The organism is Methanomicrobiales archaeon HGW-Methanomicrobiales-1 (assembly GCA_002839675.1).
In the GTDB taxonomy this organism is placed as follows: Archaea; Halobacteriota; Methanomicrobia; order Methanomicrobiales; family Methanospirillaceae; genus Methanoregula.
Window position 1 is genome coordinate 56,329 of sequence record PGYM01000004.1, and the last position, 22,917, is coordinate 79,245.

Below are 22,917 nucleotides of genomic sequence, written 5' to 3' on the forward strand. Positions count from 1 at the left end.
TTAGTAATGTGGTGATCGTTCTCCCTGATAGTGCTTGCGATAACAAAGCCTCGGATCAATCGGAATCTCCATACGGGAGTGGAAAGTTTTGCCGGTGCCGGCGTTTTTGAGGCTCGCAGAAATGCACTTACCGGACCTTTTAGGAGAGTGAGTGATTCTCGAATGGGCTCAGCTACTCCAGTACCGGAAGGCCCGGTCCCCACCCATCCCGCTGAAACCCGGGGGCTGGCCTCCCTCGCGTAACGGCCCAACCCTGAACCGGTGATCGCATGCCGTTTGGCAGTTGTGCGGTACACAAGGCACCGGACCGGGCAGGTACCGGGCAACCCGGGCAACCTGAGGGTCATTTCCGGAATCTTTTTTCTGTACAATTTTCTCTAAGGACTTTCCGGAAAATGGGTATAAGTTGCCCGGGTTGCCCGGAAAATATTCCGGCCCGGGCCCCATCCCCTCCGGAAACCGGGGGCTGGCCGGCTCTTACGTAACGGCCCAGCCCTGAACCGGCCATCGCGGGGCGTTTGGCAATTGAGCGGTACAGGAACGGGCACCGGAGCGGGCAGGTACCGGAGCGTTTGGGGAGAGGGGGCGGTACCGGAAAGGGCTCAGCTACTCCGGTACTAGAAGGCAGGCCATGTTCCCCGGCTAGCCGGTGATTCTCCAGCAAGAATATTTCATAACCTATTTCCTGCGTCTCACAGTTTTTTCTATCCAATGACCGCATGCATGTTTTTGTCTGATAGTCAAAGAAGATCTATACCTGTAGGAGTCGTACGGATGGCGAAATATCTTGCTGATGAAAAATCGAAATAATACTAAAAAATAATTCAGCAATATAGAAGGGGAAAAGAGTCAATTTACTCTACTTGATCTTTAATTAATTCAATAATTTTACTGCGATTTTTATCTCCTATTCGCGCAACTCCTTTTCGAGGCAAAATTGTAAATCGGGGATATTTTGATAAAGTATCACAATTCTGATTACCGGTTACAATTACTGCTGAGTGAGTCATTGGTATAGATTCAAAAATACCTTTTGTTATAAAAAATTGTATATAATCACGAGGCAGTAAAAAAATGATGAGAGTGTATCCATTAACCAAAGTTCGAATTTTTTCAACAAACCCTGTATTTTCATCAAGGTTTTTTAATTCGGTTATTGTTTTTACATTTTTTGAGTATGGAATGATTGAAATGTTTTCATTTAGTAACCCGTACCTTCCGGAGATAATATGTAGATCTGTTGGAGTAATTGTTACCAATTTATTTGAAAAATCCCTTACTTCGGAAAACATACCGGAAAACATATACTTCGCAGGTCTAACATAGGTTTTCAGAATGGATTTATAATTTTCTTCATTTGCCAAATCGTCAGATGGAATTGTTGAATTATGCGTTTTTAATAATTTTATAAGAACATCGTCCTTTTCAATATCCATTCCTTTTGTGATCTTATTTGTCCATTTATTTATTTGAGGTAATTTTATCGCAGAGTCTTCTGTAATTATCAATACTCTCATTATGTTATTGTTATATCAGTCCGTTATTAGTTCTTTTCACACACTCTATCGGAGTATTAAACTGTTCATCTCACTCATTAATCATTAAGTGATTGCCATGATCAGATCGGGAGAGCCTGCATTTATTCATAAAAAAATCGACAATGGCAATAAAAATAAACTCCAAGATGCAGATTCTCCAATCCATTCTTGGTATCAATTTGTTTTAGGATATCCGCCTCATCTTGTCCAATATTATTTGTCAAAATTTGATATTCAGCCTAGTCAAATTGTGTTAGATCCATTTGCTGGAACGGGAACAACACCTGTCGAATGTATGAAATACGGAATCCGTAACTATGGAATTGAAGCAAATCGGATGGCATTCTTTGCATCTAAAGTAAAAACAAATCTCGCTCTTGAACCATCTGAATTAACAGAAGCGTTAGATTTTATTTCACAATCGGCAATATCATCTTTCAAAAAACATCACATTAGTGATATATGCCCACTAATTCCTGCAATTAAATCTCAAATGAGACCTATTACCTTAGAGGAAATACCAATTCTGATACCGGAACAATTGAAAATAATTCCCGCCGGATTCATAAGTGAGAAACCCTTGCATAAAGTCCTAATTTTAAAAGCAATTATTGAAAAAATTGAGGATGAAAATATTCGTGATTTCTTTACCCTTTCATTAGCTACTTTGATCGTTAAAAGGGCAGGAAATATAGGGTTTGGTCCAGAAATTTACAGGAAGAAGGCGAAATTGGATATTGATGCATTAGATTTTTTTATTTCAAATTCGAATCGTATGATTCAAGATTTAGAGAAATTTAAAAATGGGCGATCTGTGACAACAATAATTCAAGGGGATTCACGAAGCGTGAATGATTGTTTGAGTCCCCAATTAAAAGGAAAAATTGATTGTATTATCACATCGCCTCCGTACCCCAATGAGAAAGATTACACAAGAAGTACCAGATTAGAGAGTGTTCTTCTCGGATTTATCCAAGATAAAAAAGATTTGAGATCCATGAAAGAAAATCTCCTCCGTAGTAATTCTCGAAATATTTTCTATAAGGATAAGGATTGTGAGAACGTAAAGAATTTTATCAATATTGAAAATATTGCAAACGAAATTGAAGAAAAACGGATTCGTATGAATAAAGATTCGGGTTTTGAAAAGTTGTACCATAAAATCGTTCGTCACTATTTCGGAGGCATGTATCTCCATCTTAAAACATTGAAACCATTTTTATCTCCGAACGCAAAACTCGCATATGTAGTAGGAGATCAAATGTCCTTCTTTCAGACCCATATACCAACCGCTGATCTTTTAGGAGAAGTCGCTGAGTCTTTGGGGTACAAGGTATGTGAAATTGAACTATGGCGAACCAGGCATGCATCCGCTACGTCTCGTTCAATCGATGAAAATGTGTTGATTCTTGAAAACCAATGAGAGGTTGTTTTACAATGAAAAAAAATGGAGAACTATCGAATTACGAGAAAGTAATAGAAAATTTATTCTTTAAAAAATATCCAAAAACAGACGCCGATAAAGTTACTGAGATCCTTTTTCCAAAAACTGATTATGAAGCCTCTGCTCTTGCAGTAGGTGTAAAAGTTGAAAATATTCCCGATATCACATATACATTTAGAGTACGTTGTCCGTTTCCAGACTCAATACTAAAAACCGGTCACTGGATTATCGAGCCAAGAGGAAAAGGAAAATATGCATTTGTAAAACTTCAAAGATCCCCTTTCATCTCACTACAAGAAGAACTGACCGAAATTGAAATTATGAACGCGCTCCCCGAAATAGTGGAAAAATATACCGCAGATGATGAACAAGGGATGTTGTCATCAATCAGATATAACAGATTAATAGACATTTTCACAAAGGTAACTTGTTTCCATCTTCAATCTCATATCAGAGCATACAATGAGGGTAAAGGCCAAGTTGAAATTGATGAACTTTACGTCGGAATCGATCAAGAAGGAAGAAAATATATTTTTCCCATTGAAGCTAAAAGCCCGGACCAACGAGATAGATTGGGATGGGTCCAGATTACCAATATGGTTCAATATGCAAAAGAAGTCTATCCAGAATTGATCTGTCGTCCATTAGGTGCAAAACCTATTGACAAAAACAATATTTATCTTATCGAATTTGAAAACATATCTGATGTAAATACGATTAGAATTAAAGAAACACGCCGTTACAAATTGATAAGGAAAAACAAATCATCATAGGAGTTTGAACATTTAAAGTCAACCACAGCTGATAATTTAATCATTTTTTAAGAATAATCAATTAGAAATTCAATTCTTCAAAATCCACGGAACATTTTGCAAATTCTCAAAAACCGTTGAACGAGTGTATCTTGGCAAGATTATTCGCATCTAATCCCCCCTACCTCTTCCTCCGGACCTTCTGCTTCTTCACCGAAAGTTCATGCCCGACATGCATCTTCGCCCCCTCCGACTGCACATGCTTCGGCTTCTCCGCAGACAGGTTAGACTGACGCCGTTCCCTCACTGACGGTTGGTGCCCCCGCTTCTCCGGCTCCCGCAGCCGCTCCCCGGGCTTCCCGCCGCCCGGCCCCCGCTTCTTCTCCGGCCGCTGGTCCCTATGCAGGTCCTCGTACTCCAGCTCCCCGATGATATCGAGCGGCTCGGTGTTGCACTTCGTCAGCCGGATGATCTCCAGCAGCCGCTCCATGCCGATGAAATGCTCCGCCATCACTCTCGCGAGCGGCGTCATCACGAGCCTCGTGCCGTGCTTTTCCACCAGCTGGTGCGCAACAAGGTCCGGCAGCACCGGCTCCATGCTCCCCACCATCATCGTGTTGATCCGGTTGAGGTCCGCTTCCTCGCCATTGCACGCAATCGCGTTTGCCACGTACTCCTCCGAGCTCGCCTCGAACTCGTGGACGGGGGCGACTTCCTCCATCTCGCCCTTGAGCAGCTTGATTGCGATCTCCTCTTCGGTGCCCGGGTTCTCCCGCGAGTAACTGCCGCCGGGCTCTGCTAAAATCACCACGCGGCCGAGATCGTGGAAGTCGGGGCGTCCTGCCCGGCCTCCCATCTGGTTGAACTCCTGCACCGAGAGCCAGTCGCGGCCCATCGCCAGCGCATCGAAGATCACCTGCGAAGCCGGGAAATCCACGCCGGCCCCGAGCGCTGCGGTCGTGACTACGGCCATCAGTTTTCCCGTCAGGAACTTGCCCTCCACGTCCCGGCGTTCCACGGAGCTTAAGCCCGCATGGTACGCAGCCGCCCGGATACCGAGCGCATCAGCGATCGTATGGCACCGGGCCCGGGCGTTTGTAAAGATGATCGTCTGGCCCCGGAAGCCTTTCGAGGAAGTCCGCTTGTACTCCTCGGTTGTCAGCTGCTTGATCATCGGGATCTTCATCTTGCGCTCGAGAAAGAGGAGGTACCGCTCCAGCCCTACCGGCCGGTCGGCATACACCACGAGCGTGCAGTTCAGTTTCTTGGCAAGAATTTTCGGCGACCCGATAGTGGCCGAGAGATACAGGAACTGGGCCTGCGGTGCGAGATACTTGAGCCTCGCGATCATCCCGTCGAGCCGGTGGCCGCGTTCCTTGTCCTCCAGCATCTGGACTTCATCGATGATCACGGTCCCGATATTCTGCATCTTCTGGCCCCGGCGGATCATATTGTCCACGCCTTCGTACGTGCCGATGATGATGGGCGCCTGCGGATTCCGGTCCCCGATCTTCCGGGTCTCGGGAAGATTGAGCCGGCTCGTGCCGGTCAGGAGCCCGGACTTTGCAAACCTGGCGTACCGCTCGGTAAAGCGCTCGTACTTCTGGTTTGCCAGCGCCACGAGCGGGACTAAGAAGAGCGTCCGGCCCCGGCCTTCCATAAAGTTCTTGATCCCCGCCATCTCGCCGATGAAGGTCTTGCCGCTCGCGGTTGCCGCAACAACGAGCAGATCTTTTCCCCGGAGCAGCCCGGCCTCTACGGCGAGATGCTGCGCCGGCATCAGCTGCTTGACCCCGCTCGCTTCCACAAAAATCCGGGGCAGCGGCAGCTCATCGATGGAGGCCGTTGTCATCACCGGGTGGGCCTCGAGCTTGTCGAAGATCGCCGACTCCATCGTGATCTTGTCGGGCGAGAGGGTGGCTAACACCCGGTCAAGATTCCGGTAACTCGCGAGCAGTTTTTCGAGATGCACGATCCCGTCGCGTCCCAGCCTGCCGATATGCGAGACCTCGCGGCGCAGTTCCTTTCTCCCGCAGTCAAGACAGATCTTCTCGTTCTTGCCAAACGTAATCGCAGTCTCGTCCTCGATGGGCGTGTACCGCTCGTCGAGCAGGCACATCCGGCAGAGGTTGACCGTCCCGGCCTTTACCTGGAACGCCTCTAAGAACTCCTCGAAGAGATGATCCTTTTTCACCATCCGCACGTCCGACTCGCGGAGCTGGGCGATGAGCTCCTTGCTCGGCGTGTGCACGTATTCTTTCTTGGAGCCCCATCGCACCCGGTATTTCGTGGGCCGGGGACCCCGGGGCGTTGCCATCATCTCGACATACGCAGTCCCCCGCACGCTCTTGCCATCGTAAAAGAGGAGCTTGTAGTTGCCACTCCGCTGGAGCTGGACAATGATCTTCATGGCGCAATCAGGTCGTGGATCACGTACGCGAGTTCCACGCTCTCCAGCCGTTTCAAGAAATCCGTGAACTCTTCATCAACAATAATAATCGCACACTCGATCCCGTGGAACGCCGCCTCGATCACGCCTTCGCGGGCGCCAAAGAACATATCGGGTTTCCTGCCCGCCGCTTCGAGCGCAATATAGGCTTCGAGACCAACTGCCGCAACCATGCCCGCCTCGCGGGTGATCGCCAGCAGCTCGGCCCGCTTGACTTTCTTCGAGCCCCCGTGCTGGATCCGGGGCACCTTGCAGACATGGATCATGCCTTCCTTGTGCTCGATGATCCCGTTGAGCCGGGCCACGCCCACATCTTGGCCCTTCTTGGCATCCGCAACCACCATGCCGGTTGCCGCAAGCGGGGATTTTCCCGCATAGAGAAAACCGTCTTTCATGTACACGCCGACTTCGTCATCCTTGTGCAGGTTCTCGTCAGCAATCGCTGCCCAGACGGAAACCTGCTGGATGATGTCGCGCCGGATATGCCGGGCATAGGACTCCAGCGACTCGGCATTGGCCAGCACCCACTCGATGCCGGACTTCGTTACTTCGTAATTGCCGCGACCAATGGCCGAGACCATGCCTTCATCAACCAGTTCGCGGATATATTCCGAGATTGCCTGCGGGGTTACTCCCATCTTCTCGGCAATCTCCTGCTGCCGGACGGCCGGCTGGTGCTCGGCGATCTCCACGAGAATCTGGAGTCGCGAGACTTCACGTTTGCTGCGCAGAATAGAGTAAAGGGGATCCTTAGCGCCCAGTGTCAAGCAGCACCAGTCCCTGCCCTTTGACATCCATATGGGGAATCCTTTTTGCAATGCCCTTGACAAAGACCGGGCTGATGCTGAACTTGCGGGAGAGATCGTTTATCGAACTGTTGCCTTTCGTCAGTTCGCCTTCGATCTGGTCCACGACTTCCCGGAGATTCTCGTCATTGGAGAGCGAGAGGTAGATGATATCGGCGAGATCGGAAAGGTTGCACTGGAAGTTTGCCCGGAACTTATTGTAGGTGGCCCGGAACTCTTTCTCCGGCTTGGAACCGGGTTTTGGCATACGCCACTGTTCTTCGACAAGGTTGCCTTTCTTTAAAAGCTGGAGGCAGACTTCCACCGATTCCCCGCCAACATGCGCTTTTATTTCTTCTTCAGTCAGCCATGATTTATTGAGCAGTTCATAGACCTTTTTAAAAGAGGGATCATTGAACGTCATGAGGAGCGGAACGAGTTCCACTGGATCGTTTACAATTCGAATATGTCCCGGCACGGTAAAATCCCTATAATTATATCGGTGTACGAGCCAATAAGTTTTTGCGGCAAAGCCATGCGAAAGACGGGCAGGATCACAATATGCGGAATTGTTCAGGGAGTCGGGTTTCGCCCGTTTGTTTACGCACAGGCAACGACGCTGGGCATTGCCGGGACCGTGAAAAATCTCGGCAGCGAAGTGGAGATTTTTGCACGGGGAGCGCGGTTTGAGGAGTTTTTGGCGGCCGTGACCCGGGGACCCCCACTCTCACGCATTGATTCGGTTACAGTTTCTAATACAGAAGCCCCAATTCCGGACGGTTTTTTTATCCTCCCGAGCGCCACGGGATCGTTCAGCGGCATGATCCCGCCCGATATTGCGTGCTGCGATGAATGCATTGCAGATATTTCCCGGAAGGGCGGCCGGTACGAGAATTACTGGGCCACGTCCTGCGTGAACTGCGGACCCCGGTACAGCATCATCAACGAGATCCCGTACGACCGCGAACGCACGTCCATGGACGAGTTCCCGATGTGCCCGGCCTGCGCAAAGGAATACAACGACCCGCACTCCCGGCGCCACCATGCGCAGACGATTGCCTGCGCTGAGTGCGGGCCGAAGATCGAGCTCTTCGATACGGAAGGCCGTAAGGTGGACTGCTGCAATCCGGTGAAAGAAGCAGCCCAGCTGCTCGACGCGGGAAAGATTTTGGCAGTGCGGGGAGCCGGCGGGTTCCATCTCGCGTGCATTGAGAACGCGGCGGGCGAACTGAAACACCGGCTCGGCCGGATCGAGCAGCCGTTTGCGATCATGGTGCGGCCGGATTATATCGACCGCATTGCTGAAGTTTCGGCGCAGGATCGCGCCTTACTCACGAGCCCGGTCCACCCGATCGTTGTCCTCACAAAACGCGATACCACCGCCCACGCTGCGATCAGCAATATCCATACGATCGGCTGCATGCTGCCCTACACGGGGCTCCACCACCTCCTCTTCTCGTACCTGAAAAACCCGCTCCTCATCATGACAAGCGCGAACATGCCCGGCTACCCGATGATCACGGCGATTGACCAGGCCATGGCAAAGCTGAACCGGGACGTGGATTTCTTCTTAACCCACAACCGGACGATTGTGAACCGGTGCGACGACTCCGTGATGCGGGACGGGTACATCATCCGGCTCTCGCGGGGAATTGCGCCGAAGCGGACCGCCATCGATCTCGGCAAGCGCTGTATCCTTGCAGTCGGCCCGGAGCTGAACGCGAACGCGACCATCTACCGCAACGGGTTTGCCGTCACCTCCCCGCACGTGGGCAATGTGCGGAACCCGGCAACGCTGGAATATCTCCAGGAAACCGTCCGCAACCTCCAGCGGGTTCTGGGAGCGGAGTTCGAAGTGATCGCCCACGACCTCCACCCGCAGTTCCTCTCGACCCGGTTCGCCCGCGAACTGGCGGCCGAGCACGAACTGGAACTTATCCCGGTCCAGCACCACCGGGCCCATATCGCGGCCGCGACCACGGAGCCCTGCATCGGGATCGCCATCGATGGGGTCGGGTACGGGGATGACGGCACGGTCTGGGGCGGGGAGATCTTCTCCGGGCAGGTGCCGGACTTAAAGCGGGTGGCCCATCTCGAACCGGTGGCAATGCCCGGCGGGGATCTGGCCACAAAGTTTCCCGAGCGGATGCTCTACGGGATTTTGCCGGACGAAAAGATTCTCGCTCTTCTCGCGGAGCGGGGATGGGCGGACATCGAGCTCGGCGTGATCCGGAAACAGGTGGCCTCGGGCTTCAATGTCACGCAGACGAGCAGCACCGGCCGGGTGCTCGATGCCGCTGCGGCCCTGCTCGGCATCTGCCGGGAGAGAACCTACGATGGCGAACCCGCGATGAAACTCGAAGCGGCTGCGTATGGCGGGAAGGCCGAACCGTGGGAGCTCGTATACAATTCGCAGGCCGGCTGCGAGATCCTCTCCACCCGCTCGCTCATGGCAACGGCACTCGCCCGACAGCAGGAAGCCCGGGGCGATCTCCGGGTTGTGCGAAACATTGCCGCATCGTTCCAGTACAATCTCTCGCGGGGCATCGCGGCAATGGCGATCCGGGCAGCTGAACGCGACGGCATGCTGAAGATTGCGGTCAGCGGAGGCGTTGCAATCAATCACGCGATCCGCGAAACGATCCGGAGCGAAATTACCGGCGCGGGTTATGACTGCGTGATCAATGCAGATTACCCGCCGGGCGATGGCTGTGTATCCTTCGGGCAGTGCGTGTACGCCGGAAAACGCCGGGAATAATAAAAAAGTCGCCATACGCCCGCCAGCCCGCTGATTCGAGCATTTTATCCGTGAGGAAACCTAAACAAAGGTGTAACTGCGATGGAACCACCCGAAGTACCAGTCAAGGAAAAAGAGCGGACAATAGAAACCCTTGAACAGGATCTCAATGATCTCCGCCAGGGCCTCACGGTAGTTGCAGAGTTCTACAAGGATCTCGAAGCGGGCTCCAAAAAGCAGGACGCATCCCTGGCGCTCGATGAAGAGATCGTCAAGCCCCTGATGGAAGATGAACTCGAATTCGAGAGCATCTGGAGTTTTCACGAAGAAGTCCTGGTGGGAGATACCATGGCCCATGTTCCCTGCAATGAAATGTATGAGGCATTTTCGGAGTACTGCACCCGGACCGGCAGGCCCGTGGTGGACCAGGAAGCCTTTGAATTTGTTTTTGCCCGGATGGAAAATCCCGAGCCCCGGTGCGATCACGGGGACTGGGTCGGGTACCGGCTCCGCTCCGCAAAGGAATAAACGAAATCTCCGGAAAATCAACCCGGAATCATATCAGAAGTTCTATAAGGTAGAATCTTCGATATTTTTTGATGAGCATCAAAAAGGAACAGATCGGCAGACACTGTCCCTATTGCGATGCGATGGTCACGTACGATGAATATTTTTGTCGTGCCTGCCACAAGAGAATTTTTGACCAGAACCAGCTGGACGCACCCTCGACCCTTGCACCGGAAACCTATGTTGTCGGGCTCCGGAGGGTGTACTTTTCTGCCCTGCTCTCGATCATCGGTGTCGGGCTTGCTCAATTCTATAACGGCGACACACTCAAAGGAGTCGCGTTTTTTGGCGCATTTCTTCTCGTGGCATTCGGGGGGATTGGCGGGAGCCAGTACCATGCCCTGCTGTATTTCGGTATCTGGATTGCCGCCACGTGCGAGGGGATCTATTCGGCCTGGGAGATCAACCAGTACAAGAAACCCTATGCCGGCAAGAGTTTGCTGATCTGGGCAGAACTGGGATTTCTGGCACTGATTGTCGTGCTCCATTTTGTAACAGGGATCCCGGATGTAGTATACCTGGGGAAATTTTTCCCGCTCATGGACCTGTGGATGGTGTTGTGAGGGGACGGCCATCCGGATGAAATTATTATTTTTTTTAACCCGCTGAATTTCTTTTTTCTGCGGAATGTTGACAAATTTAACCTGCGAATTTGACGCTCCCGGGGGCTCTGCCCCCGCCGCGTGGGCGACCCCTGGTAACGATAACGCCAGAACAGGTTATACGGCACCATCGCTCAGCGCAGGGGTGGGCCATGGGAGGGGACAGGCACTGTCCCCTCCCTATCAAATCAGAATCGACAAACAGCACTGACCCGGCAGACCCATAAATTTTTTCCCGATTACGTGACGCAACAGTGCCAATCTGAAACTAAAAAAATCACAACGGAAATTTTTCCCAAGAATTTCTCCGGCAGCAATCGCTGCTCCATCAATAAACTTTGAAAATACCGGACAAGAACCCGGAAGGTCCCGGACAAAATCAGAATAAAACAGAACTACGATAATTCAACGAACGAGAAAGAAAAAAGAGATTAGCCGAACAGGGCACCGAGCCCTGCCATACCGCTCTCTTCCTCTGCTTTCTTGTCTTCTTCCTTGGGCTCTTCCTTGGCTGCTGCTGCTGCGCCTGCTGCTGCGGGTGCTGCTGCGACTGCAACCTGAGCGACTGCTGCCTTGGAGATTGCTTCTTCGATGTTTACGCCATCGAGTGCTGCAACGAGTGCCTTGACACGGGATTCATTAACTGCTACACCGGCGGCAGTAAGGACTGCCTTTACGCCATTCTCATCGACTTTCTTACCTGCTTTGTGCAGGAGAAGTGCTGCATAGATATACTCCATCTTAATTCACCTCAAATAATCTCAAATTATTATTTAACCAGGCCGTTGATCGCCTGGCTTTCTGCATGCGCTTTACCAATAATCGCATCGATAACGTCTTTCTCGTAGATCGCTGCCTCGACTGCAAGACCGCGGGCATCCCGGACGGCCTTCGTCAGGATAGCTTCCATCGTGTCTTTCGTCGGGATTGCTTCGTTAACCGACAGGTTGAACGCCTGGAGGCTCGCGAGCTGGATCTGTGCGAGGATGACGGTTTCGTCTACCGCGAGGACCGAGGGCTCAAAGATTCCGCCTTCATGGTACGCGACCTGCAGTGCAAGTCCAACGTCCATCGGCTTGATTTCGAGCTTGGCCAGAACTGCTGCCAGCTTAGGGGAGATGACTCCGCCTTTCTTGACAACGGTCTTGGTCTCTCTTATCTTGACTTTGCCGCCTTCAATTGCTGCGGGTATGCCTGCCTGCTGGAGTTCCCCGACAATCGGGCCCGGCTTGAAACTGGTCGGACCTTTCTCGATGACGATATCCTCCGGTGCTTTCTCACCGGGCTTTGCCGCCATCTTGGTCTTGGTCTTTTCCAGCTGCTTGAAGAGCTTGAACGGGTTGTCGTTGGTGAAGATAATCGCCGAGTGACCGGAGATGTACTTCGAGAGGTCCTTGACGTCGCCGCCAATATCCTCAAACGCGTGCTTGATCAGCGTGTTCCTGGTCACTTTGATGACAGCTTTTCCCCGCAGGTTCCTGCGGATCTGCTGCACCTGCTGTGCCGGGATACCGTACATGTCCACAAGCCCGATTAAGGCGAACTGCTTTGCGTTCTTCTTAATCTCTTCGACTTCGTCCTTTTTCCAGGTGGGCAGGTGGTGGGTATACAACGCCATTATTCCAGCCTCACTGCGGGACCCATCGTGGTCTTGACAAAGATGGAACGAACGTTCAATGGACCCTGGTCAAGGACTGACTCGATCCTTTTTACGATCGTTTCAATGTTCTCGGCGACCTGCTCCGGCTTCATTGCCGTTGTACCGACCTTTGAAGAGAAGACCGTCTTATCCTTGGTTCGGATTTTCACCGAGTTGCGGAGACGTTCGACAATCGGGCGGATGTCCTGCTGTGCAGGAATCGGCATCGGCATTCTGCCCCGCGGACCGAGCCGGGGACCTAAGTACCGACCGACAACTGCCATGACACCCATCTCTGCAAGGAAGTACCGGTATGAACTGGCAACTTTCCGTGCTTCGCGGGGCTGACCGCCGAGTCGTTCAACTTCTTCAGGGCCGATAATCAGTTCAACCTTGGCTTCTTTAGCCTGCGTGACGATGTCGCCCTTCCCGATGACACAGATACGGATTGTTTCTCCGGTGCCGTGGGGGAGCATAATCGTCTCGTCGATACGATTTTTCGGCTGCGCCATATCGATATTCTTGAGATTGATGGTAATATCGATGCTCTCAGAGAACTTCCGCTCTGGCGCTTTTTCTACCGCCGTTTTTACGGCTTCCAAAATTTTGGCCCTATCAACCATCAGATTCCTCCATAGTTCTGCGACCGTTTCCGATCTCCTATGGTTTTCTCATGTTACTTCACGAGAACGCTGTCATACTTGCCTTGTGCGATTAAAGCGAGAACCTCTTTGGGTTTCTTGCCGTCAACGCTGACTCCCATGCTGACACACGTACCGATGACTTCCTTGACGGCAGTCTTCAGCTCGTACGAGAGCATGTTTTCGAGTTTCATGTTGGCAATTCTGATAGCGGCCTCGAATGGTAGATTGCCTACCACTTTGACGTTGGGCTCTGCGGATCCTTTCTCGATATTGGCCTCTTTCTTGATGAGTGCCGACACCGGGGGAATACCCACGGTGATCGTGAATTTCTTTTTGTCGTCAACGGTAACGGTGACCGGGACCTGCATTCCATTGAATGAGGCGGTCTTTGCGTTGATCTCATCGACAACAGCTTTCACGTTGATACCGAGTGGTCCGAGCGAAGGTCCCAATGGGGGACCTGCGGTTGCCTTTCCGCCGGGTACTAAAACCTCGACCACATCTGCCATAGTCTTTGCACCATGCCGTCCCTGAAACAGGGCTCCAAGCTTGGGTCTGTAAATATTGATGGCAAATGACATAAAGGTGATCTTGGGCTGAGGGTGGGCAATCTTACTAATCCCATGCGAGGGTCGTCCCACCTCCCATTCCGGCCCCATCCCAGCCCCCGATTCCCCCATTCCAATATTCCCGACCGGCCAGTTAGAGCCATTTTCCGGCCAGTTAAAATAAATTCCCGCCAAAAAGCACCCGATTGCCAAACGAACGATTATAGAAGGAGATAAACCGGCCAGTACATAGCTGTTTGAATAGCCGATCGCGGAGCCACGCGGTAGATTGGATGACCAGGGAAAAAACGCAGAAATTCACCCTGCAAAAAACCGCCCATAGAAGCGATTGGCGAGGCGATCCCCGATACCCGCGATGGGCTGGACGGTCGGCGGGAGGAAACGGGGGATTGGGAAATTCCCGGTTTCAGGTCGGATAATCCAACCGGATATTCGGTTGTACCGGAACAGTTGTATTAATCCAAAGAATTGACGGCTATTCTCAAATCAGAGCCAGAAATTGATAATAATTCTTGAATTTGTTAGAATTTCTGTTAAAAATAAAACATATTACTTAATTAATATGAGATGTAACAAAAGATATTCAGAGATGGTTTTTTGATTCGCATTGTTTATGTCGACGATGAACCCGGCCTTCTTGAAATAGGTAAACTCTTCTTGGAATGGGATGGTCAGTTCAGCGTCGATACATTTACCTCTGCTTTTGACTGCCTTTCCCACCTCACATCGGAGAACTACGATGCCATCATCTCCGATTACCAGATGCCGGATATGAACGGGATCGAATTCTTAAAAAAGATCCGCTCGTCCGGTAATACCATTCCGTTTATCCTCTTCACCGGCAGGGGCCGGGAGGAGGTGGTCATCCAGGCATTAAATGAAGGAGCAGATTTTTATCTCCAGAAAGGCGGCGCGGCAAAACCCCAGTTCGCCGAGCTTGCGCACAAAGTCCACCAGGCAGTAAAACAGAAACTGGCCGAAAAGGCACTGCGGGAGAGCGAGACGCAACTCCGGGCAACACTCGAATCCACCACAGATGGTATCCTTGCTGTCGACAATTCCGGCAAGGTGCTGCAGATCAGCCCGCAGTTCGCCAGGATCTGGCATATTCCCCCGCATATCATAGAGCATAACGATGACAAGGCATTGCAGGATTTCGTGCTGAACCAGCTGACAGACCCCGATGCAGTTCTCCGGAAAGTCAAGTCACTTTACGGTTCAGATGCCGCGGACACCGACACGCTCACCTTAAGGGACGGCCGGGTGATCGAACGGCATTCTTTCCCCATGATCATGGACGGTGCCCGTATCGGCCGGGTCTGGTCCTTCCGTGAAGTCACCGAGAGAAAACAGGCCGAAGAAGCACTCAGGGAAAGCCAGGAAGAACTCAGTACCATTCTTAATGCGGCACAAGTCGGCATCGTACTCATAGATGCAGAATCACATACGATACTCCGGGCAAATCCGAAGGCTCTCTCCCTCATAGGGGCATCAGAAAGTGATGTAGCCGGTACCATCTGCCACACATTCATTTGCCCGACCCAACGGGGAAAGTGCCCGGTAACCGATCTCGGTCACGATATCAATGCCTCAGAACGGGTCCTTCTTACTAAGAATGGCAAAAAAATACCCATCATCAAGACGGTTGTCCTGACACAGATCGGCAACCGGAAAGTCCTGGTGGAATCCTTTTTTGATATCACCGATCTCAAAGAGGCAGAACAAAAACTACTCCAGAAGAATGAAGAGATCCATACTGCATTTGAACAGCTCACCTCTGCTGAAGAAGAACTCCGGCAGAATTATGACAAACTCAGTAAAAATGAACAGGCGTTACGGGAAAGTGAAGAGATGTTCCGGGCTCTTGTTGAGCACTCGCTTGACAGCATCGTGATCACAGATTTTACCGGCACGATTCTCTTTGCAAACAGGACAACAGGACTTATTGTAGACAGAACAGATTATGAGGCATTGATCGGGAGGAACGTGCTGGAATTTGTCGATCCGGTATCAAAGGCAGACATGCATCGTGATTTCAGTATCGCTGCGATGGGTGTCGATGCCTACCTAGTCCACTATAAAATCATCACAGAAACAAAACGGGAGATCTGGGTCGAGTGCATAGGAAAGAAAATCCAGTTCAGGAACACAGCAGCCATGCTGATATCCATACGGGATGTTACAAAACGCCGGAGAGATGAGGAGTTATTACGGGAATCAGAGAACAAATTTGCCACCGTCTTCAGGAGCAGCCCGGTTGCGCTCACGCTCGTATCGGCAACGGATGGGACATTTGTCGATGTCAATGATGCATTTCTGGCCAGTACCGGGTATTCCCTCGATGAAGTGATTGGCAGGACACCAAAAGCCCTGGGGATTTTTGTTGACAGGAATGAACACGAAAAGCTGGCCTCCGCCATTAAGGAAAAGCAACGCGTGTTCGGCCTTGAACTGAAGTGCCGGACAAAAACCGGGGAGATCCAAACCTGCCTGTTCTCCTCCGGCATTATCCTGATGGGAGGAAAACCTCACATCCTCTCAACCGTTGAAAATGTTACCGAACGTAAAGCTGCAGAGATTTCCTTCCAGGCAATGGTCAGGACCATGGCAGTTACAACCGGGATTAATTCTCTCCAGAAGATTACGGAAAATGTCAGTACATGGCTGGGAGCCGAATGTGTCATGGTTGGCGAGATCCAGCCTGACAGAGAAACAGTCAAAGTCGTGTCCATGCTCCTTGATGGCAGGGAGATTTCAGATTTTTCCTATAAACTCAAGGGAACTCCCTGCGAAGATGTTGAGAAAATGGGATTCTGCTTCTATCCGGATAACGTCATCCAGCTCTTCCCGGAGAGCAGGGATCTTGTTGAGCTCAATATACGGGGATATATTGGCACTTCCCTGCAGAATTCCGCGGGACAGGTAATCGGCATTCTCTGCGCCCTCTTCCGTAACCCGGTAAAAGTCACGCCATCTCAGCAGGAGATCATGAGCATTATTGCGGTAAAAGCAGCAGCCGAGCTCGAGAGCACCCGGATGATGGCTGCACTCCGGGATAGCGAGGAGAGGTTCCGCATGCTGCTCCAGCAGGTTCCTACCGTAGCGGTCCAGGGCTACCGGATGGATGGTACAACGCACTACTGGAACAAAGCGTCCGAAAACATTTACGGGTATACTGCGGAAGAAGCGAACGGCAGGAACCTGGTTGAACTGATCATTCCCCCGGAGATGCGGGAAGATGTCCGGGGCGCAATGAAGTACATGGCGGAGAGCGGCCAGCCTATCCCGGCATCAGAATTATCACTCATGCGAAAAAACGGGTCACGGGTTGAGGTGTTTTCCAGTCACGCCATCGTCAAAACGGCACAATGCGAAAGGGAACTGTTCTGCATAGACATTGATCTTACCGAGCGCAAACAAGTGGAAAAGGCACTCCGCCAGGCAAACAAAAAACTCAACCTGCTCTCCGGCATCACCCGGCATGATATCAGCAACCAGCTGATGGCACTGCAGAGTTACCTTTCCATGATAAAGATGAAGCAACCCGGGTCACCGCAGGATAAATATTACTTGAAAATCGCATCCGCTGCAGAGCGGATCTCGGCCATGATACGGTTCACCAAGGAGTACGAGTCGATTGGGGTCACTGCCCCGGTCTGGCAGGAATGCCGGGCACTCGTGGACAATGCCGCAAAGGGGATCCCGCTCGGAAAGACCACCGTGGAAAATGATCTTCCTGCGGGCCTGGAGATTTACGCTGATCCGCTCATTGTTAAGGTCTGTTACAACCTCATCGACAATGCAGTACAGTACGGTGGGAAGATCACAACCATCCGGTTTTCCGGAGAGGAACGCAATGGCGATCATATCGTGATCTGCGAAGATGACGGGGACGGCGTGTTGATGGATGAGAAAGAACTGATCTTCGAACGGGGTTTTGGCAAGAATACCGGACTTGGTTTGGCTTTATCAAGGGAGATTCTTGATATTACCGGCGTCACGATCCGTGAGACGGGCGAGCCGGGTAAGGGGGCACGGTTTGAGCTGACTATTCCCAAAGCGGCATCCCGGTTTGCTTAAACGCAACCGGACACAATAACAAAAAAACCCTGAAAAATATCCCGGCTTATTGCAGATGCTGAAAATTCTTCCGCAGTTCATTTTCTATTGCAATCAGCTGTTCGTACGCAGCGCTCAGCTCATCGTTCTTTTTCCTCAGTTCCAGTTCTGCGGTCTTCCTGCTGGTGATATCTTCGAGAGATTCAACGGCTCCGATGATTTCTCCCTCCCGGTTTTTGATAAAACCCGCCGTGAAACGAAGCCATTTTCCCACCTGCCCCATATCCGGGAAGAAATCCGTTGCTTCATAGGCATCTTCGATGAGGACCGATTTCGCATACTTGTCCCGGTAGCATGCCGGAATATCATCCATTGCGCTCTCCACGAGAAGATCCGAAAGGCATGGACGCCGGGAAGGATAGAACGCTCGCCAGTGTTCATCGGTCCCGATCATCTCATCTGCCGCGATACCGCTGTACATGGCGAGTGCACGGTTCCAGTAGAGGATCTTGTGATCGCGGTTGATCACGAACTGCGGTATCGGGGATTCCTGGATGATCGCGTTCAGGGTAGTCTCCTTTTCTTCAAGAGTCCCTTGGCTTATTGCAAGATCATTATAACTGGATCTCAGCTCCTCTTCTGCTGCGGTCAGCTGTTCATACGCTGCATACAGCTCATCATTCTTTATCTTCAGTTCCAGTTCTGCCGTTTTCCGTTCAGTGATATCCCTGCCAACCGACTGGTATTCAACAATCGTGCCGGTTTCATCGAAGATTGCCCGGTCACTCCACTGGTGGTGCCGGAAAGAACCGTCCGGTAAAATAACCCGGTGCTCTATGGTTGCTACCGGACTGTCCCGGGTCAGGGATGCGAAATGCGAGCTGATTTTCCCGCCTTCATCTTCCGGGATCCGGGGGATGAACCGGTGACCGATGGTCCTTTCCACCTGTAGCCCAAAATGCCGGCAATAGGCATTGTTCACGAAATTGTGGGTTCCATCCGGCCTGAACCGGCAGATAAATTCAGTCTGGTCCTCGACCACATTCCGGAACCGTTCTTCACTAACCTTCAGAGCCCGCTCTGCACGTCGTTTCTCAACAGCCCGTATAATTTTATGACTGAGTTCCCGGAATTGTGATTGAATATCGGTTCCCTTCTGGACATAATAGTCCGCACCGGCATCGAATGCCTGGATAACAATTTCTTCCCGCCCTTTGCCGGTAAAAAGAATGAAGGGGAGATCGGGATATTGGGATCGGACTTTTTTGAGCAGCGCGATTCCATCCATTTCCGGCATCTGGTAATCGGAGATGATACCATCGTAATCCCTCTTTTTTAGCAGGGCGAGTACTTCTATTGAAGAGGGCGTGGTTTCAATAGCAAACAGACCATCGTGTTCAAGGAATTTTTTTCCCAGATCCAGAAGGGCCGGTTCATCATCAACATAGAGAACGGAAATACGATTACTGGGCACCGGCACGTAAAACACCTAAAAAACGCAAAGAAACAGCCAATTCATCGCATGCCAGTCATGATACCGAAAGATTCGGACGCAGGATAATTTTTTATTTTCTTCATATTATTCATCGGATAGCAAACCAGGATAACCCGAAGATTATACCATTAAACAAAATTTGTTTATCTGCTATATAAATTTTTATACATTTGATTATCAAAAGCATATACACTATGATTATTTCAGGAACGGAGGATTACTTCTAGTGATTATCCGGCATCTGCCAGACTGACAATTGACGGAGTGAGTATTCTGGACGAGAAACATTACCGGAATATTATTGGCCTTTTAAAAGAAGCGCAGAAAGGGCTGACTATCGAAGAAATATCAAAAAAACTGAACCTGAGCAGAATCACCACAACAAAATATCTCAATTCCCTCTTCGCTTCCGGCCAGGTGAATATGAGAAAACTCGGCCCGGCAAAAGTATTCACCCTCTCAGCAAGACTGCCGGTGGAACAGATCCTCAACCAGTCATCGGACCTGATCCTTATTCTTAACGAATCTTACATCATCAGGCAGGTCAGCGAATCCTTCCTTCTGGCATTTGGGATCAGTAAAGATCAGCTGGAAAACCAGAATATCGATACAACAGTCATCGGCCCTGACCTGATCGACCGGATCCGGGATCCCGTAAAACAGGCAATGGCGGGAAAAGAGTCTGTTGTCAACGCGTGGATTCCGGTACAGAAAGAGAGGAGGGCATTTCGTATCCGGGTAATCCCTCTTGCTTTTGGCTGGGGAGATAAAGGGGTCGCGGTCATGCTTGAGGATCGGACAGAAGAGATCCTGGCACAGGAAGAAAACGCCCTGCTTGCCGATCTGCTCAACGACTCCCCGGCAGCCATTATTGTTTCCGATTTTGAGGGTAATTTTCTCTACTCAAACAAAAAAAATCTCGATCTGCATGGATATTCGCAGAGCGAGTTCCTGAACCTGAACATCTCCCATATCGGTACCCCGGAGTCTGAAAAACTTAAGGACGGACTTTTTAAGGAACTTAAAAAAGCGGGTGAATTATCATTTGAAGTGGTTCATTTCCGGAAAGACGGGGAGCAAATCCCGCTCGAAGTTCATGCGAAAATGGCAACGTGGGGAGATCGGGACGTAAGCATCGGTATTGCCACCGATATATCCGAGCGAAAACAGGCAGAACGCGCCTTAAAGGAAAGTGAACGCAGATTTGCTGACATCATCGATTTTCTTCCCGATGCCACGCTGGTCGTGAACAGAAAAGGCACGGTCATCGCCTGGAATCGCGCCATTGAAGAGTTCACCGGGGTCAAAGCCGGAGAGATTGTGGGAAAAGGGGATTATGCCTATGCAACTGCCATGTACGGGGAGCGCCGGCCGTTCCTTCTTGATCTTATCTTCCAGAATGATCCGGATGTGCAGAAACACTACCGTCACTTCAGTAAAAAGGGAAATACCATTACGGCAGAAACTACCCTGACCCCTCCCAGAGCCGAAAAACGGCTTGCCTGGCTGAAAGCTTCTCCGTTGTATGACAAGGACGGCAGGATTACCGGGGCGATAGAATCCATCCGGGATATTACCGATCTCAAACGGGCAGAAGAAGAATTGCGCGAATCGGAACACAAATTTGCCACGGTCTTCCGGAGCAACCCGGTTGCACTTACGCTTGTATCGGCAACGGATGGAGTATTTGTCGAAGTTAATGACGCATTTTTAACACGTACCGGGTATGCCCGGAAGGAAGTAATCGGCAAAACCTCCGGGGAACTGGGAATTTTTGCCGAGGATGGAAAATATGGAGAGATGGTCTCCCGGCTAAAAACCCGGCAGCACATCCATGGCATGGAATTGCGGTGCCGGATAAAATCCGGCGAAATCCGGACCTGCCGGTTTTCAGCCAGTGTTATTGTCATGAGCGGCGGGCCCTACATTCTCTCTACGGTAGAAGATATCACCCAACGAAAAATGGCAGAGGAGGCCCGGCAGCAACAAACACAGGGGCTTGCAACCCTCAATGCACTGGCAATAGATCTGGCATCGATGCCGTCAGGTGAACCGTGTGAAAAGATCATTTTGAAAACGCTCATGAAAATGTCCGGCGCTGTTGCGACATGGTTTTCCCACTATGACCCGGTGGACCGTTCGCTCCGGGTAAGCGATATGGAAATTGCGCCGGGCATGATGGAAAAAGTTGTCCATCTGCTGGGCAAACGGCCTTATGATATGCGGATACCGCTGAACGATAAGATGTACCGGGAGATTACCCGGGATATCGTGGGTAAGAGAAGGACCCTGACCGAGATCAGTTTCGGGCAGATCCCGCCCGTTGTCAGCGCAGCGATCCAGAAAATGGCTGGCGTTGATCGGTTCATTGGCATTGCATGTATTATCGAGGGGCAGCTGTACGGTGCCTCGGTTCTGGCAATGAAAGCCGGCCAGCCGGATCCGTCGACCGAACTTCTCGAATCTTTTTCTCATATCGTGGCCGTTTCGCTCCGCAGGCGGCGTGCGGAAAATGCCCTTATGGATAGCGAGGAAAAATTCCGGGCGCTCTTTGAGAATGCAAACGACGGGATAATCGTCAATGAAATGACACCGAAAGGACCCGGAAAATTCATCGATGCCAATGATGAGGCATGCCGGATCCTTGGCATGACCCGCGAAGAGATGCAGGATATACGCCTTGTCGATCTCGACACTCCCGAAATGAAAGAGCGGGCTCCTGTTATTTACCAGGAAATTAAAAGAAACAACCGGGCTGTGTTCCAGACCAATTACCGGACAAAAGACAACCGGGAAAAAATCCTTGATATCAGTGTCAGTCTTTTCGATCTCAACGGGCGCCCGACCATGCTGTCGGTAATCCGCGAGATCACCGGACGCAAGGCCACGTAATTGGCATTCCCTGCAATGTTCCGGAAATGATTCGGTCCGGGTCTTACCCGGGCCGGAAGTACGGTTACACCACAACGGACAAAAGGATTGAGCTCTTACATTTTTGAAGTACCTTTAAAGAGCGTGTTCATGATCACTCACAGCTGGCTGAATCCTCGTCTTGAGAAAGGATGTTCTGATACCCAGGGCTGCGGGATATTTGCACGGGCGGATATCCGAAAAGATGAGCGGCTGGCCATATTCGGCGGGAAAATAATGCTGATCGATGATATGTATCAGCTTCCGGTGAATATGCAGAGTTATACCATGCAGATCGAAGAGCGGTTTGTCCTGGGCCCTGCCGGCACTATACCGGAAGATACGGATTTTTTCAACCACAGCTGCGATCCCAACAGCGGTTTTAAGGGCCAGGTGTTTCTGGTTGCCATGCGGGATATCAGGGCCGGTGAGGAGATCACCTTTGATTACTGCATGACCGTTTCAGAATCAGGGGGAAGCGATATGATCTTTGCCATGAATTGTGCGTGCGGTTCTCCCAAGTGCCGCAAAACGATTACCGAACAGGACTGGATGCTTCCCGTATTGCAGGACCGGTACAAAGGCTATTTCTCCCCGTATATCCAGGACAAGATAGAGGCAGCCAATCAAAAAAGGTATGGCGAACTGGTACAGGAGAATGTTATTGTCCCGGAAGAGGCAGAAGCCGAACTGGTTTTACGGTGATGCTATACATTGAAACGGTGAA

At 50.8% G+C, this 22,917-nt stretch carries 18 protein-coding genes; 8 read left to right on the top strand and 10 right to left on the bottom strand.

Annotation, left to right across the window (positions count from 1 at the left end; translation table 11 throughout):
- Positions 1-168: 168 nt before the first annotated feature.
- On the bottom strand, positions 169-447 hold the full coding sequence (locus CVV30_11805; GenBank protein ID PKL68022.1) for a hypothetical protein: 279 nt from the start codon (positions 445-447) through the stop codon (positions 169-171).
- A 407-nt stretch (positions 448-854) separates the two neighbouring features.
- The gene (locus tag CVV30_11810; GenBank protein PKL68023.1) at positions 855-1,517 is read right to left on the bottom strand and encodes a hypothetical protein; all 663 of its coding nucleotides are present in this window, start codon (positions 1,515-1,517) and stop codon (positions 855-857) included.
- A gap of 97 nt (positions 1,518-1,614) precedes the next feature.
- On the opposite strand from CVV30_11810, the gene CVV30_11815 reads away from it, so the two are divergent.
- Positions 1,615-2,961, top strand: coding sequence for a DNA methyltransferase (locus CVV30_11815; GenBank protein PKL68024.1), 1,347 nt, complete (start codon positions 1,615-1,617; stop codon positions 2,959-2,961).
- A gap of 14 nt (positions 2,962-2,975) precedes the next feature.
- On the top strand, positions 2,976-3,755 hold the full coding sequence (locus CVV30_11820) for a hypothetical protein (GenBank protein ID PKL68025.1): 780 nt from the start codon (positions 2,976-2,978) through the stop codon (positions 3,753-3,755).
- 160 nt (positions 3,756-3,915) lie between these two features.
- Here the strand turns inward: CVV30_11820 and CVV30_11825 are convergent, their stop codons facing one another.
- Genes CVV30_11825 through CVV30_11835 form a run of 3 tightly spaced genes read right to left on the bottom strand, consistent with a single transcriptional unit; the run spans position 3,916 to position 7,446 of the window.
- Entirely contained in the window at positions 3,916-6,144 is a 2,229-nt protein-coding gene (locus CVV30_11825; protein PKL68026.1) for a DEAD/DEAH box helicase, read from the bottom strand.
- Positions 6,141-6,950, bottom strand: coding sequence for a Crp/Fnr family transcriptional regulator (locus tag CVV30_11830; protein PKL68027.1), 810 nt, complete (start codon positions 6,948-6,950; stop codon positions 6,141-6,143). The genes CVV30_11825 and CVV30_11830 overlap by 4 nt, the downstream gene beginning before the upstream one ends.
- On the bottom strand, positions 6,934-7,446 hold the full coding sequence (locus CVV30_11835; GenBank protein PKL68028.1) for an ArsR family transcriptional regulator: 513 nt from the start codon (positions 7,444-7,446) through the stop codon (positions 6,934-6,936). Before CVV30_11835 ends, CVV30_11830 begins: the two co-directional genes overlap by 17 nt.
- A gap of 57 nt (positions 7,447-7,503) precedes the next feature.
- Between CVV30_11835 and hypF the strand changes: the two genes are divergently transcribed.
- The 3 genes from hypF (at position 7,504) to CVV30_11850 (ending at position 10,835) form a co-directional block, all read left to right on the top strand.
- Positions 7,504-9,726: a carbamoyltransferase HypF gene (gene hypF / locus CVV30_11840; protein ID PKL68029.1), complete on the top strand. Its 2,223-nt coding sequence runs from the start codon at positions 7,504-7,506 to the stop codon at positions 9,724-9,726.
- A gap of 81 nt (positions 9,727-9,807) precedes the next feature.
- Positions 9,808-10,233 (top strand): hypothetical protein, encoded by a 426-nt coding sequence (locus CVV30_11845; GenBank protein PKL68030.1) that lies wholly within the window; start codon positions 9,808-9,810, stop codon positions 10,231-10,233.
- A gap of 71 nt (positions 10,234-10,304) precedes the next feature.
- Complete coding sequence (locus CVV30_11850; GenBank protein ID PKL68031.1) at positions 10,305-10,835, top strand: hypothetical protein; 531 nt, start codon at positions 10,305-10,307, stop codon at positions 10,833-10,835.
- A 470-nt stretch (positions 10,836-11,305) separates the two neighbouring features.
- Here CVV30_11850 and rpl12p read toward each other — a convergent pair whose 3' ends face one another.
- From rpl12p to CVV30_11870, 4 genes are read right to left on the bottom strand one after another with little or no spacing between them, the layout of a single operon-like run.
- Positions 11,306-11,614, bottom strand: coding sequence for a 50S ribosomal protein P1 (rpl12p, locus tag CVV30_11855; protein ID PKL68032.1), 309 nt, complete (start codon positions 11,612-11,614; stop codon positions 11,306-11,308).
- Between the two features lie 29 nt (positions 11,615-11,643).
- A complete protein-coding gene (locus tag CVV30_11860) occupies positions 11,644-12,492 on the bottom strand; it encodes a 50S ribosomal protein L10 (protein ID PKL68033.1) in 849 nt (282 codons plus the stop codon).
- On the bottom strand, positions 12,492-13,136 hold the full coding sequence (locus CVV30_11865; GenBank protein ID PKL68034.1) for a 50S ribosomal protein L1: 645 nt from the start codon (positions 13,134-13,136) through the stop codon (positions 12,492-12,494). Before CVV30_11865 ends, CVV30_11860 begins: the two co-directional genes overlap by 1 nt.
- Before the next feature lie 53 nt (positions 13,137-13,189).
- Positions 13,190-13,666: a 50S ribosomal protein L11 gene (locus CVV30_11870; GenBank protein ID PKL68143.1), complete on the bottom strand. Its 477-nt coding sequence runs from the start codon at positions 13,664-13,666 to the stop codon at positions 13,190-13,192.
- Positions 13,667-14,323: 657 nt separating this feature from the next.
- Here CVV30_11870 and CVV30_11875 point away from each other — a divergent pair.
- On the top strand, positions 14,324-17,806 hold the full coding sequence (locus tag CVV30_11875) for a hypothetical protein (protein ID PKL68035.1): 3,483 nt from the start codon (positions 14,324-14,326) through the stop codon (positions 17,804-17,806).
- 46 nt (positions 17,807-17,852) lie between these two features.
- Here CVV30_11875 and CVV30_11880 read toward each other — a convergent pair whose 3' ends face one another.
- A complete protein-coding gene (locus CVV30_11880) occupies positions 17,853-19,274 on the bottom strand; it encodes a hypothetical protein (protein PKL68036.1) in 1,422 nt (473 codons plus the stop codon).
- A 270-nt stretch (positions 19,275-19,544) separates the two neighbouring features.
- Between CVV30_11880 and CVV30_11885 the strand changes: the two genes are divergently transcribed.
- Together CVV30_11885 and CVV30_11890 are read left to right on the top strand one after the other, a co-directional pair.
- On the top strand, positions 19,545-22,172 hold the full coding sequence (locus CVV30_11885; protein ID PKL68037.1) for a hypothetical protein: 2,628 nt from the start codon (positions 19,545-19,547) through the stop codon (positions 22,170-22,172).
- 87 nt (positions 22,173-22,259) lie between these two features.
- On the top strand, positions 22,260-22,895 hold the full coding sequence (locus tag CVV30_11890; GenBank protein ID PKL68038.1) for an SET domain-containing protein-lysine N-methyltransferase: 636 nt from the start codon (positions 22,260-22,262) through the stop codon (positions 22,893-22,895).
- The last annotated feature ends 22 nt before the right edge of the window (positions 22,896-22,917 follow it).